Source organism: Rathayibacter oskolensis, assembly GCF_900177245.1.
Classification (GTDB): domain Bacteria; phylum Actinomycetota; class Actinomycetes; order Actinomycetales; family Microbacteriaceae; genus Rathayibacter; species Rathayibacter oskolensis.
In genome coordinates this window covers 1,743,101-1,755,986 of sequence record NZ_FXBM01000001.1, presented here as the reverse complement: position 1 = coordinate 1,755,986, position 12,886 = coordinate 1,743,101, and the positions used below count along the sequence as shown (strand labels likewise).

Below are 12,886 nucleotides of genomic sequence, written 5' to 3'. Positions count from 1 at the left end.
GGCTCACGCCCCCCTGCGCTGCGCCGGGCGGGGGGCGGCGACGCGGGTCGTGTCGTCCCGCGTCCACCCCGTCGACCGCCCGGTCCGCACGCGACTCGCGAGGGCGAACCCGGCGTAGACGACCGCGTCGGCGAGCTCGAGCGGGCCCTGCGCCGATCGCGCGAGGTCGACGGCGGTCGTGCTCGAGCGGCGCTCGCCGACGCCTGAGCTCTCGGCGAGCTGGACGGTGCCGCGGTGCGACCGGCGGAGCACACCCGCGAGGCTGGCGGCCGTCCGCGGCACCCGGACGACGGCGGGGGCCGTCGCCACCACGGCGCGCTCCGACTCGGCGAACCGGCCGTCGACGTACTCGTCGTCGGCGACGAGCGAGGGGAACGACCCGATCCGGTCGTGGCCGGACCCGCTCACGGCGTACCCACCCGCTCCCCAGAGCGAGGTGTGCAGGGAGGGGATGCGCGAGCGGGCCCGGTAGTACGCGCGGACCAGCGGGTCGGCTCCGGTGACGTCGTAGACGGCGGTCGGACGCGCCGCGAGCAGTCCGCCGCGGGTGAGGGCGTCGAACACGGTCCAGACGGCCTCGGGCGTGACATCCACGTCGGCGTCGAGGTAGAGCCGCGGCCAGGTGGTGGCGATCGCGTCGCCCGCGTTCAGGGCGGCGGTCTTCGACGCCTCCTCGATCTCGACCACGGTGACGCCGGCGAAGGAGCGGGCGACGTCGGCCGTGGCGTCGGTGCACGCGTTGCAGACGACGATCACCTCGAGGGCGCCGGCCGCGGCCGCCGGCGCGAGGGGCTCGAGGGTGCGCTCGAGCACGGCCGCCTCGTCGTGCGCGGGCACGATCACGGAGCCGCGCGGGTGGGGGAGGGTCGTCGCCGTCGAGACCGCGGCGGAGGGCACGCCGGCCCGTCCGCCTCCGAGAGCGAGGGCGGCCGCCGCTCGGCGGTGCCCGCGGCCGCGCTCGCCCGGCAGCACGCACCTGACCGCCTCCGCGGCCAGGACGACGAGACGGAACGTCGCGGAGTAGAGGGTGCCGTGGAACTTCTCGACGTAGCGGACGCGGTTCACCGCGAGCAGCGCCGCGAGGGCGCTCGACTGCCCGGAGCCGCCGCCCTCGTGCACGACCTGGGCGGTCGGCTCGAACCACGCCTCGGCGCCGAGCTCGCGCGCCCGCCGGAAGTAGTCGGTCTCTTCGGAGTAGAGGAAGAAGCGCTCGTCCCAGTCGCCCAGCCGCGCCGCGACGAGGGAGTCGATCAGCAGCGCCGCTCCGGTCGCCCACTCGATCGCATGGGCGTGCCGGTAGCTCTCGGGGTCGCTGTCGGTCTCGCTCGAGAAGGCGGGCCGGTCGAGCACCCGGTCGCCCAGGATGGCGTCGCCGAGCGCCCGGAGCCGGGTGGGCTCGCGGCGGAGCGAGCGCGCGGGCTCACCGGAGGCGTCGCGCAGGAGCGGCACCACGATCCCCGCCTGCGAGGCGTCCCTGCGGGCCAGGAGCCGAGAGACCGCCCCGGGGAGCACGACGAGGTCGGGGTTGAGGACGAGCAGCGCACCCGCGTCGCCGGCGTGCCGGCGGGCGATGTTGAGGGCGGCGGCGTAGCCGACGTTGCCGCCGGCGTCGATGGCGACGACATCGGAGTGGGCGGCGGCGACGGCGAGGGAGCCGTCGTCGGAGGCGTTGTCGACGACCACCACTCGGAGGCGCACCCCGCCCCGCGCCTCCTCGCGGAGGCTCGCGAGGAGGCGCTCGAGGCTCTGCGCCGAGCGGTAGCTGACGACGAGTGCCGCGACGTCGGCGCGCTCGCCCGGCGCGGCGAAGCGGCCCCGCTGGTCGATCGGTGCCGGTGCGAGGGCCGGGAGCCGCGGAGCGCGAAGACCCGGGCTCCGATCGGGAGTCGTCGTGCTGTGCATCCGCAGCCGGCCGTAGGCCAGGGGCCCCTCGACGAGATAGCGGCGCGCGAGCCTGCGCGGCTCCAGCGCGAGTCGCCACAGCCACTCGACGCCGCGGTCGGCGACCCACTGAGGCGCCCGGCGGACCGAGCCGCCCAGGAAGTCGACGGCCGCTCCGAAGGCGAGCAGGACGCGGGCTCCGGTCTGCGGCCCGTTCTCGTCGATCCAGAGCTCCTGGCGGGGCTTGCCCAGCCCGACGATGAGCAGATCCACCGCTGCTCGGCGGATCGCGTCGACGAGACCCGCGTTCGCCTCGGGGTCGGCGAGCTCCTCGCGGCTCGGCGACCACAGGCCGGCCAGCACCAGGTCGGGGCGCTCCTCGGCCAGCCGCTCGCGCAGCCGCTGCTGGGCCGCGACCGAGCCGCCGAGGACGCCCACGCGCACCCCGTCGACCGCGGCGCGGTCCAGGAGCGGGCCGATCAGGTCGCTGCCGGCCAGCCGCGGCCAGCGCGTGCCGGTCAGGCGCCGCGCCTCGGAGGCGATGGGGGAGCCGTCGATGAGCGACAGCCATTCGACGGGTCGTCGCTCGGAGCGTCCGTCGGGTGCGGTCGCAGGCGCGTCCGTCCACTCCGGAGCGCGACCGGGGACGAGCACGAGTGTCCGCGGGCTCGGGGCGTCGGGGTCGCCCTGGTCGGACGGACGCCGGTCGAGGACGTGCTGCCATCGGGCGCCGTGCCCGAAGTGGTTGACGTGGTCGACGTTCACCGAGAGGACGCCCAGTGGCGCGTGGTCGGTCGACAGGGCGCGATCCGCGATGGTGCGGACCGCCTCCTCGTGCTGCGCGAGGTCGACGGGGGTGCCGCCGAGGACGACGCGCCGGTTCTGCTGCGGGGACATGCTTCAGTTCTCCAGTCGAGCGAAGGTGGGTGCGAGGGGGCGGCCCGCGGGCCGGCGGAGCTCGTCGAGCACGACCCGCTCGACCACCTCCTGCGCCGGCGCCCAGCCGTGGCGGACGCCGGCGGCGATCTCGCGGCCGGGTCGGGCCGCGTCGACGGCCCGCCCGAGCGCGTCGGCGATGCCCGCGGGGGTGGGCGCGGCCCAGGCGGCGCCCGGGTGCGGGAGGTCGGCCCGCGCGTCGACCGAGTCGTTGACCACCGCGACCGTGCCGCAGGCCAGGAGCTCCTCAGCGACGAGCGAGATGTTCGTGAACGACAGGGCGATGCCCGCCGAGCATCGGTTGTAGAGCGCGGCGAGATCCGTCGGCGCCAGGGTGCCGTGCTCGATCACCGGGACGTCCCACGCCTCCGGAGCCGTCCCGTAGACGTGGATCGGCACCGAGGGGCGGGCCGCGTGGAAGAGCGACAGCGCCCGCCGGCCGAGGAGGTAGCCGCGCCGGTCGGCGGAGGGCTTCGCGTAGAAGACGATGCCGGAGCGCTCGCCGTCGGGGTTCTCGAGCGTGTAGGTGCGGGTGTCGCAGCCGAACGGTGCGAGGTCGCTCTCGACGCCCAGCTCGTCGAGGTGGCTCTGCACCATCTCGCCCAGCGCGATCGTGCGGAAGCCGAAGCGGTAGCTGTCCTCCGCGAGGGCGGCCAGGGTCCCCCTCGGGTGGAAGAACGGCTCGTAGTCCTGCACGAAGTACAGGCGCGCCATCGGGGCTGCTCCGCGGGTGGCGAGGACGTGCGCCGTCTCCCACGAGGTCGCGACCGCCGCGTCGACGCCGACGATCCCGCCGTCGGCACTGCGGATCTCGACGTCGAGCCAGGGCCAGGAGTCGCGGATGATCGCCGCGCGCCGCTCGAACTCGGCGCCGTGCCGGTCGTAGAGGAAGAGGACGCAGCGGTGGCCGCGTTCGACGAGCCCCTGCACCATCCGGAACAGGGTCGTGTGACCGCCCGAGCCGCGGTCGGGCGGCGTGCAGACGAAGCCGATGGTCGCGGGTCCGTCCACCGGAGCCGCGGCGGGCGCGAGATCCAGCAGAGCGGAGTCGGCGATGTCTGCGGCGAGCAGAGGCGTGTCGAGCTCGCCGACACCGACCCGGTCGCCGAGCACGCGGACCGCGCGCTGCAGCAGGTCGCGGCCGCCGGTCGTCCGCAGCCGGCGGACGAGCTCGCGGGGGAGGCGATCGGGGCGCATCAGAAGCTCCCCTCGCGGTGCCAGCGCCGCCAGGAGCGGTCGGTCCGGAGGCGCCGGGCGACGCGTTCCGCCAGGAACCGCGGGGCGAACCGGCCGCCGGGCTCCGAGGACAGCAGTCGCGACTGCAGCCGCTCCCACTCGGGCAGCCACCCGGCCTCCCGGTGCACCGACCGGGCGAAGGCGAGATGCTCCTCGAGCTCGGCGCTGCTCGCACCGCCGCTGTCGAAGCGCTGGGCGCCGGCCTCGAGCGCGCCGCGGGCGAGGGCTCGGCGTGCGAGCTCCTCGAGCTCTCCGGCCCCGGTGAGAGGCCCCCCGGGAGCCGCGAAGAAGGTCTCGAAGGCGAGGAGTCGCTCGCGCAGATCGCGCAGCGGAGTCACGACCTCGGAGCGGCTGCCCGGGTGCTCGCGGTGCCAAGCCTGATCGACTCCCCGGATGTAGGCGACGTCGGCCGCTGCGGAGAGCCTCAGCCAGAGCTCGAGGTCGTAGGTGTGCGGCAGCGGGCGCGGCCAGCCGACCCGGTCGAGCACCGACCGGCGCACGAGGACCTCGGGGGAGGTGATGACGTTCACTCCCGTGCGGCAGCGCTCGTGCAGCCAGTCCTGCCCGCGCCAGAGGATCCACGCGGAAGGGACCGTCCGGGCCTCGGGCAGGGGAGAGCCGTCGGTGAAGTGCAGGGGGTGCCCGTAGACGAGACCGACCGACGGATGCGTGCGCGCGACGGCGACCGCGCGAGCCAGGGCGCCGGGCGTGATCACGTCGTCGGCGTCGAGGTACCACGAGAACTCGCCGGTGGCGGCGGCCAGTGCCACGAGCACGCTGCCGACCGGTCCGCGATTGCGGGGACTCGCGATCACCGTGACCCGCGGGTCCTCGGCGGCGAGGGCCAGGGCCACGTCGAGGGAGTCGTCGGTCGAGTGGTCGTCGACGATCACCAGCTGCACCGAGACGTCCTGCTGGCCGAGGGCGCTCGCCGCGGCCTCGCGGAGGTAGCGGCCGTAGTTGTAGAGGGGGATCAGCACCGAGACGGTCGCCGGAGCGGTGTCCGCGGTCGCGACGGGGACGACGCGCCCCGCGCGCGCCTGCGTGTCGGGAGGAGAGGCGGAGCTCATCGCAGGGCTCCGACCCGGAGGGCGCCCACGAGCGCCTCCGCCACGTACTCCTGCTGAGCCGCCGTGATGCCCGGGAACAGCGGCAGGGTGAGCAGCTCGCCGGCGAACGCCTCGGCGGTGGGCAGCGCGCGCGGGCGGCCGGACTCGGGCAGGAAGGGAGCCATCAGGTGGACCGGCGCGGGGTAGTGGACGCCGGTCGCGACTCCCGCCCCGCCGAGTGCGGCGCGCACGCGGTCGCGCTCGGGGGTCCGCACCACGTAGAGGTGGTGCACGTGCTCGTTGCCGGGCGCCGTCCGCGGGAGGGTGAGGCCTCCGACGCCGTCCAGGAGCTCCGCGTAGCGCGCGGCGGCGTCCCGGCGCTGCTGGTTCCAGTCGTCGAGGTGGGCGAGCTTGGCGCTCAGCACGACGGCCTGCAGCGAGTCGAGGCGGGAGTTGGTGCCGAGCACGTCGTGCCGGTAGGCGGTGAGGCCGCCGTGATTGCCGAGGCGGCGGACGGCCGCGGCGAGCTCGTCGTCGTCGGTCATCACTCCGCCGGCGTCGCCGTAGGCTCCGAGGTTCTTCCCCGGGTAGAAGCTCGTCCCCGCGATCGTGCCGAGCGAACCCGCCCGGGCGCCGAACCGCCGTGCCCCTTGAGCCTGCGCCGCGTCCTCGACGATCGTCACGCCGGGGCCGAGCGCGGCAGCCAACTGCTCGACGGGAGCGCACTGGCCGTAGAGGTGCACCGCCATCACCGCGCGAGTGCGGGGGGTGACAGCGGCCGCCGCGGAGGAGACGTCGATGAGGTAGTCGTCGTCGCAGTCGACGAACACCGGGCGCGCGCCGGCGCGGACCACGGCCTCGGCCGTCGCGACGAAGGTGTTCGCGGGCACGAGGACCTCGTCGCCGGGCCGCAGGTCGAGGGCGAGCAGGGCGAGCTCGAGGGCGTCCGTCCCGTTGCCGACGCCGACGGTGTGGCGCACGCCGCAGTAGTCGGCGAACTCCCGCTCGAAGCGCGCCACGTCGGGCCCCCGCACGAACGAGGAGTCGGCGAGGACGCGGTCGAAGCCCTCTCGGATCACGTCGGCGACGACGAGGTGCTGCAGGTGCAGGTCGGCGAGCGGGACGATCGGCTCGGAGCTGATCGGCTCGGTGCTGGTCGGCTCGGTGCTGGCCGATGCGGTGCTGGTCGGCTCGGTGGTCATGACGGGTTCCTTCGGTCGGAGGCGGAGAGTTCGCGGACGCGGCGCAGCAGCCAGGTCCGCAGGAGGAGGAGGTAGACGAGGGCGCCGAGTGCGCCACCGCCGACGAGTGCGAGCCAGTCGGCCTCGAGGCCGGCCGCACCCAGGGCGACCGGGACGAGCGCTGCGGCTCCGGCCGCGGCGGTGGCGGCGAGCGCCGGCGGGAGGAGCGAGCGGCCGAGCGCGGCCAGATCGGTGCCGATCGTGCGCAGCAGCCAGACGAAGACCGGGCCCACGACGAGCGCCGCGACCGCGATCTGCGCCCAGGCGGCTCCGACGAAGCCGCCGAGGAGGACGCCGGGGATCAGGGCGAGGGTGAGCGCCGCGAACCACACCCCCTGCACGATCGCGACCCGTCCCGACCCGCCCTGCGCCAGAGCCGCCGAGCTGAAGAGGTCGTAGACGACCCGCAGCGCGCCGACGAAGCCCAGCAGCGCGAGCGCGCCGGCCGCGGGAGCCCAGCGCTCGCCGTACACGAAGCCGACCAGCGGCCCGGCGAGCGCCGCGAGGAACGCGCCGAGGGGAGCGGCCAGCGCCCAGGTGAGTCCGGCCGCCGCGGGCACCGGGAGCGGCCGCCCCTCCTCGTGCGCGCGGGAGAACGCGGGCAGGGCGACCGAGCGCACCACCTGCCCGACCGCGGTCATCGGCCAGGTCGAGATGTTGAAGGCGAGCACGTAGTAGCCGAGCGCGACCGGGTCGATCAGGCCGGCGATCACCACCTTGTCGGTGCCGAGCACTCCCCACGAGATCAGGTTCGCGATCGCCACCGGCAGCCCGAAGCGGAGCGCGGAGGGGGCGACCGAGCGGTCCCAGCCGAAGCGGGGCCGCTCGCGCGCGGCGACGAAGAGGAGGACGAGCGTGCAGATCTGCGCCGCGACCCGCGCGATCGCGAGCGCGATCACTCCGGTGCCCGCAGCGAGCAGCGAGAGCGTGATCGCGGTCGAGACCGCGAAGTCGACGGCGGCGATGCCGAACAGGGGCCGCTGCGCGAACCGCCGCTGGAGTGCCGCGTACGGGGCGACTCCGGCACCCGCGAGCGGCAGCGTGATCGCGAGCACCGCGATCACTCCTGCGGTCTCGGGCGAGCCCGCGAGGGAGGCGACGACCGGTGCCGCCGCGGCCATCGCCGCGCCGAGGGTGGTGCCGATCACCAGCGCGAGCACCGACACCGTCGGGGCGCGGCGCTCGGGCTCCGTCGAGCGGATCAGATCGGTGCTGAGCCCGAAGTCGGACAGCGCCATCAGCACCGACTGCACGGTGAGCGCGAGCGCGTAGACGCCGAAGGCCTCCGGCGCCAGGATCCGCGCGAGCACGATGCCGAGCCCGAGGCTGCTGAGCCGGAGCGCGATCGTGCTGAGCGCGCTCCAGCCCAGTGCCGAGGCGACCGTCCGCCGACCGACGGCGACCGGAGGCGTCTGCGTCGCGGTCACGAGTCCGCCCTCCGCCACGGCAGAGCCGCGCGCACCCGGTCGGCGCCGAGCTCGAGCGCCCGCCGCGACGGCGTCTGCTCGCGTTCGCCGCGCCGGACGAACCGGCGCCACTCGCGGGAGTCGACGACGCTCGGCCAGCACTCGGCGGCGACGGAGGCGAAGCGCGCGCCGTCCGCGCGCTCCCCGGGGTCGGCCGAGGCGCGGTGCAGGAGCGCCCAGCCCATCGCCTCGTGCGCCAGCGCCCGCGCCGCTCGCTCGCGGCGGTCGCCGCCGTGGGCCGTGCGCCCGCTCGAGTCGTGGCCGAAGCCGGTGAAGAACTGCTCGATCGTGTCGTGGCGCTCGCGCAGCTCGGTGAGCGGGTCGCCGGAGGGAGCGGGGCGGCACGCGGTCTGGGCGACGCCGTTGACCCGCGCGATCCCGCTGATCGCGGCGAGCCGGAGCCCGTAGTCGAGATCGGCCGTGCGCGGGAGGTCGGGCGCGTACCCGCCGAGCTCGTCGGCGACGCTCCGCCGGACGAGCGCGGCGTGATCGACCAGGGGGTCGGCGCCGTGCCTGCTCGTCCGCTCGATCCAGTCCGATCCGCTCCAGAGGGTCCAGTCGACGCGCGAGGGCACCGCTCGACCCGCCTCCTCCGAGACCTCTGCCCCGCCGTGCACGGCGCCGACCCACGGGTGGGCCTCGAGCACCGCGGCGGCGCGCTCGAGCGCACCCTCGGTCAGCACGTGGCTGGAGGGGAGGACCATCACGGCCTCCCCGCGCACCAGCGCGAGCCCCGAGTTGCGCGCCGCGACGGTGCTCGTACCGGCGGCGACCGCGAGGACGCGGACGCGCGGGTCGTCCGGAGCGATGTGCGCCGCCGCCCCCCTGACGGTCACGACGACCACGTCGAGGTCGACGCCGCGCTGTGCGAGTGCGCTCGAGAGCGCGGGCCCCGGCTGCTCGTCCTCGACGGCCGTGATCACGACCGAGACGACCGGACGGGTGCTCAGGGCGACGGCCGCGGTGCGGTGCCCGCGTCCGGCGCTCATGCGCTCGCTCCCTCGAGTGTCGTGCCGGCGCGCGAGAGCGGCGCTGGTCCGGGGCGAGCCGCCGCGGGCACGCCGATCCAGGTCTCCCCGGCCGGCTGGTCGCGGAGGAGGACGGCACCCATCCCGAGCGTTGCGCGGCGGCCGATGCGGGCCCGCTCGCGCACCGACGCGCTCATCCCCAGGTACGCCTCCTCGCCCACCCGCACTCCTCCGCCGAGGGTGACCCCGGCGCAGAGAGTGGCGAAGGAGCCGATGCGGTTGCCGTGGGTGAGGGTGACGTTGGGCATCGCGACGACGTGGCGCCCGAGGGACACGTCGGCGGTCAGCACGACGCCCGCGAACAGGATGCTCCCGGCGCCGATGCGGCAGTCGTCGGGCACGTGGACACCGGGGTGCACCAGGCGCGCGTAGCGGGAGTCGACGACTCCCACGGCGCGCAGCCGGTCGACCAGGCGGGCCCGGGCACTGCCGTGGCCGACGCACACCACGATCTCGGCGCGGGGGTGCTGGTGCACGGCGTCGAGCCCGCCGATGACGGGCACGCCCGCCAGCTCGGACCCCCAGCGGGCCGCGCCGTCGTCGACGACGGCCACCGGGCGGTGGCGGCCGGCCGCCGCGATGAGCGCGAGAGCCTCGCGAGCGAGTCCGCTCGCGCCGACCAGGATGAGCTCAGGCATGCGCGGGCGCCTCCGTCAGGCGGGCCGGCGCGAGGACGGCGTCGATGACGCGGTCCTGCTCCTGCTCGGTGAGGGCGTGGAAGAGCGGCAGGATCAGCGTCCTGTCCGTCAGGCGCTCGGTCGCGGGCAGCCGATCGGCGCCCGGGTGGCCGCGGTACGGAGGCTGGCGGTGGGCCGCCATGATGCCCCTCCGGGCCGAGATGCCGCGCGAGGCGAGCTCGGCCATCAGGGCATCGCGATCCAGCGGGTACTCCTCGCCGACCTCGATCCAGAACGACTGGACGTTGCCGGTCCCGTGCGCGGGATCCGCGACCGTCCGGAGCCCGGGGACGCCGGAGAGCGCCTCGGTGTACCTCGCTGCGAGGGCGCGGCGCCGCTCGACGAGGGCCGGCAGCCGGCCGAGCTGCACGAGGCCCAGGGCCGCCTGCAGGTCGGTCATCCGGTAGTTGAAGCCGACCTCGTCGTAGTGCTCGGGCGGCGCGAGGACGCTGCCGTGGCGGTCCGCGGCCGAGACCGACATCGAGTGCTCGCGGAGGCGCCGCGCACGGGCGGCGAGAGCCGGGTCGTTCGTCGTGAGCATTCCGCCCTCGCCGGTCGTCAGGAGCTTGCGCGGGTGGAAGGACCACGCCGTGAGCACCGCCCCCGCACCGACGCTCCGGCCCCGGTAGCGCGACCCCGCGCCACAGGCCGCGTCCTCGAGGACCACGATCCCGAGCGGGTCGCACAGCGCGCGGATCGGGTCGAGATCGACCGGCACCCCGCCCTGGTCGACCGCGATGACGGCGCGGGTCGCGGGTGTGATCGCCGCCGCGATCGTCTCGGCCGTCACGTTGCCGGTGACCGGGTCGACATCGGCGAAGACGGGTCGGGCGCCGGCGTGCACGACGGCGTTGGCCGTGGCGATGAACGAGAAGGAGGGGACCACCACGTCGTCGCCGGCCGCGACGCCCGCGACGACCAGACCCAGGTGGAGGGCCGTGGTGCAGCTCGACAGGGCGACGGCGTGGGCGACGTCCATCGAGGAGGCGAACGCCTCCTCGAAGCGCGCGACCCGCGGGCCCTGCGCGATCCAGCCCGAGGCGACGACCTCGGCGAGGGCGTCCACCTCCTCCTGGCCGAGCCACGGCCGCATCACGTCGATGCGTGGCAGCGCGTCGATCGCCGGGCTCATCGGGCGACTCCGGTCAGCGTCGGCGCGTCGGTGCGCTCGCCGCGCCACCAGTGCACGAGCGAGCGGAGGCCGCTCTCGAGATCGACGTCGGCGGCGAAGCCGAGCTCGTCCCTGGCGGCGCGCGTGTCGGCCAGGCGCCGGGTGACGCTGTTGACGGTGCGCGCGGGCGCGAACTCGACCTCGAGGTCCGACTCCATGACGTGCAGGAGCGTGCGGGCGAGGTCGAGCAGGCTGGTCTCGACGCCCGAGCCGATGTTGAAGGCCCCGTCGCGCCCCGCGGTGGCCGCGATCACATTCGCGCGCGCCACGTCGTCGACGTGCACGAAGTCCATCGTCTGGCTGCCGTCGCCGAGGATCAGCGGAGGCACCCCCGACTCGATCCGCTCCATCCAGCGCACGAGCACCTCGGTGTAGAGGCCGTGCACGTCCATCCGAGGTCCGTAGACGTTGAAGTAGCGCAGCGCCGTCGAGGGCAGTCCCGACATGGCGCCGAAGCTGGTGAGCATGCCCTCGTTGAACGCCTTCGCGGCGCCGTAGATGGTGTCGTTCGCGTAGGGGTGGTGGCGCTCGTGGGTCGGGAAGCGGGTCGCGAGCCCGTAGATCGACGCGCTCGACGCGGCGACGACGCGGCCGACCCGGTGGGCGGCGGCCGCCTCGAAGACGGTGAACGATCCCTGCGCGAGCACGTCGAACGCGAGGCGCGGATCCTCGGCGCACTGGGTGATGCGGATCGCCGCCTGGTGGAACACGACGTCCTTGCCGCGCACGAGAGCGTCGACGACCTCCCGGTCGCGGATGTCGCCCTCGATCAGGCGCACGCGACCGTCGGCCAGCGCGCCCTCGAGGTTCTCGCGACGGCCGCGGACCAGGTTGTCGAGCACGTCGATGCGGTTCACGCCGGTCGCCAGGAGTCGGTCGACGATCGTCGAGCCGATGGTCCCCGCGCCGCCGGTGACGAGCACGTCCGCTCCGTGGAGCGAGTCGAATGAGGGGGTCAGCTCAGCCACGACGCCTCCTCGAGACGGAGCGCCGGAGCGCTGGTGCGGCTGACCTGGCCGGCGTCCTGGAGTCGGTCGCTGACCTGCTCCAGCACGCTGAGCACGCGGAGCGCCGCGCGTCCGTCGGTGCGCGGCGCGCGACGCTCCGCGATCGAGGTCGCGAACTCCGTGACCATGTCGGCCAGCGGCTCCCGCTCGGGCAGCGCCGGCGACCACGTGTCGCCGAGGCGGTACGAGATCGCGGCGTCGCGGCGCGAGGCACCGGCGCGGAGCGTGGAGTTCAGGTCGACTCCGCGGTCGAACACGCTCAACCGCTGCTGCGGGTTCACGTCGTCCCAGACCAGGGTGCGCTTCGAGCCTCCGATCACCATGCGGCGGATCTTGGTGGGGCTCAGCCAGTTGACGTGCACGTTCGCGATCGCTCCGTCGCCGAGCGGCACGGTCAAGTAGCCGACGCACGAGCGCCCGGAGCCGAGCGGGTCGGAGCCCTGCGCCGCGACGGCGCCCTCGCGAAGGCCCCCGGGGATGATGAAGTCGAGGATCGACAGGTCGTGCGGCGCGAGGTCCCAGAACACGTCGACATCGGGCTGGATCAGGCCGAGGTTGATGCGGACCGCGTCGACGAAGAGCACGTCGCCGAGTGAGCCGGCGGCGATGAGCTCCTTCATCTTCAGCACCGCCGGCGTGTAGCAGTAGGTGTGGTCGGCCATCAGCACGACTCCGGCACGCTCCGCGGCGCCGACCATGTCGATGCCGAGGATGCTGGAGTCGGCGAGGGGCTTCTCGACGAGCACGTGCAGACCCGCGGCGATCGCGGCCATCGCGATCGCGTAGTGGGTCCTGGCGGGGGTCGCGATCGCGATTGCGTCCAGGCCCGGCAGGTCGAGGACGTCCGAGAGCGAGCAGAGGACGGGCACTCCGCCGTTCGCCCGGGCGACGTTCTCCGCCCGGATCGGGTCGAGGTCGCAGACCGCTGCCAGCTCCCAGTCGGGACTGGCGGCGAAGTTGCGCGCGAGGTTGGGACCCCAGTAGCCGGCGCCGACGAGCGCGACGCGGAGCCTCCGGGAGGGGATGGTGGTTGTCATGGCGGGTTCCTTCGGGTGAGGAGGGTGGCGCGCGGGCGCGCCGAGGGGACCGCGCTCCCCGACCAGGGAGAGGGGGAGCGCGGACGGAGGGGGACGGCGCGGCGAGCGCGCCGGAGACGACGCAGGGCGTCGGGGGAGGAGGGACCGGGAGGTCCGC

10 protein-coding genes are annotated in these 12,886 nt (G+C 75.0%); all 10 read right to left on the bottom strand.

Translation table 11 applies throughout. From position 1 onward, the window contains the following. Window positions 1-3: 3 nt before the first annotated feature. The 10 genes from B9Y99_RS08335 to B9Y99_RS08290 are packed head-to-tail and all read right to left on the bottom strand — an operon-like array spanning window position 4 to window position 12,729. Entirely contained in the window at window positions 4-2,778 is a 2,775-nt protein-coding gene (locus B9Y99_RS08335) for a WecB/TagA/CpsF family glycosyltransferase (protein WP_085476018.1), read from the bottom strand. 3 nt (window positions 2,779-2,781) lie between these two features. Next, on the bottom strand, window positions 2,782-4,014 hold the full coding sequence (locus B9Y99_RS08330) for a rhamnosyltransferase WsaF family glycosyltransferase (protein WP_085476017.1): 1,233 nt from the start codon (window positions 4,012-4,014) through the stop codon (window positions 2,782-2,784). Continuing rightward, entirely contained in the window at window positions 4,014-5,123 is a 1,110-nt protein-coding gene (locus B9Y99_RS08325) for a glycosyltransferase family 2 protein (RefSeq protein WP_085476016.1), read from the bottom strand. The genes B9Y99_RS08330 and B9Y99_RS08325 overlap by 1 nt, the downstream gene beginning before the upstream one ends. Beyond that, window positions 5,120-6,304, bottom strand: a complete 1,185-nt coding sequence (locus tag B9Y99_RS08320) for a DegT/DnrJ/EryC1/StrS family aminotransferase (protein ID WP_085476015.1) — start codon at window positions 6,302-6,304, stop codon at window positions 5,120-5,122. The genes B9Y99_RS08325 and B9Y99_RS08320 overlap by 4 nt, the downstream gene beginning before the upstream one ends. After that, window positions 6,301-7,770 carry an oligosaccharide flippase family protein gene (locus tag B9Y99_RS08315; RefSeq protein WP_165759564.1) on the bottom strand — a complete coding sequence of 490 codons (1,470 nt, stop codon included), beginning with the start codon at window positions 7,768-7,770 and terminating at the stop codon, window positions 6,301-6,303. The genes B9Y99_RS08320 and B9Y99_RS08315 overlap by 4 nt, the downstream gene beginning before the upstream one ends. Continuing rightward, a complete protein-coding gene (locus tag B9Y99_RS08310) occupies window positions 7,767-8,798 on the bottom strand; it encodes a glycosyltransferase (RefSeq protein WP_085476013.1) in 1,032 nt (343 codons plus the stop codon). The genes B9Y99_RS08315 and B9Y99_RS08310 overlap by 4 nt, the downstream gene beginning before the upstream one ends. Then, a complete protein-coding gene (locus B9Y99_RS08305) occupies window positions 8,795-9,475 on the bottom strand; it encodes a NeuD/PglB/VioB family sugar acetyltransferase (RefSeq protein ID WP_085476012.1) in 681 nt (226 codons plus the stop codon). The genes B9Y99_RS08310 and B9Y99_RS08305 overlap by 4 nt, the downstream gene beginning before the upstream one ends. Then, window positions 9,468-10,646 (bottom strand): DegT/DnrJ/EryC1/StrS family aminotransferase, encoded by a 1,179-nt coding sequence (locus B9Y99_RS08300; protein ID WP_085476011.1) that lies wholly within the window; start codon window positions 10,644-10,646, stop codon window positions 9,468-9,470. The genes B9Y99_RS08305 and B9Y99_RS08300 overlap by 8 nt, the downstream gene beginning before the upstream one ends. Next, the gene (locus tag B9Y99_RS08295) at window positions 10,643-11,653 is read right to left on the bottom strand and encodes an NAD-dependent epimerase/dehydratase family protein (protein WP_244274800.1); all 1,011 of its coding nucleotides are present in this window, start codon (window positions 11,651-11,653) and stop codon (window positions 10,643-10,645) included. The genes B9Y99_RS08300 and B9Y99_RS08295 overlap by 4 nt, the downstream gene beginning before the upstream one ends. Beyond that, window positions 11,641-12,729 carry a Gfo/Idh/MocA family protein gene (locus tag B9Y99_RS08290; RefSeq protein WP_085476009.1) on the bottom strand — a complete coding sequence of 363 codons (1,089 nt, stop codon included), beginning with the start codon at window positions 12,727-12,729 and terminating at the stop codon, window positions 11,641-11,643. Before B9Y99_RS08290 ends, B9Y99_RS08295 begins: the two co-directional genes overlap by 13 nt. Window positions 12,730-12,886 lie beyond the last annotated feature (157 nt).

Coding starts and splice junctions, on each gene's coding strand:
- B9Y99_RS08325 (WP_085476016.1), bottom strand. CDS start 5,123: ATGAGCTCCGCCTCTCCTCCCGACACGCAGGCGCGCGCGGGGCGCGTC.
- B9Y99_RS08310 (WP_085476013.1), bottom strand. CDS start 8,798: ATGAGCGCCGGACGCGGGCACCGCACCGCGGCCGTCGCCCTGAGCACC.
- B9Y99_RS08320 (WP_085476015.1), bottom strand. CDS start 6,304: ATGACCACCGAGCCGACCAGCACCGCATCGGCCAGCACCGAGCCGACC.
- B9Y99_RS08290 (WP_085476009.1), bottom strand. CDS start 12,729: ATGACAACCACCATCCCCTCCCGGAGGCTCCGCGTCGCGCTCGTCGGC.
- B9Y99_RS08335 (WP_085476018.1), bottom strand. CDS start 2,778: ATGTCCCCGCAGCAGAACCGGCGCGTCGTCCTCGGCGGCACCCCCGTC.
- B9Y99_RS08305 (WP_085476012.1), bottom strand. CDS start 9,475: ATGCCTGAGCTCATCCTGGTCGGCGCGAGCGGACTCGCTCGCGAGGCT.
- B9Y99_RS08330 (WP_085476017.1), bottom strand. CDS start 4,014: ATGCGCCCCGATCGCCTCCCCCGCGAGCTCGTCCGCCGGCTGCGGACG.
- B9Y99_RS08300 (WP_085476011.1), bottom strand. CDS start 10,646: ATGAGCCCGGCGATCGACGCGCTGCCACGCATCGACGTGATGCGGCCG.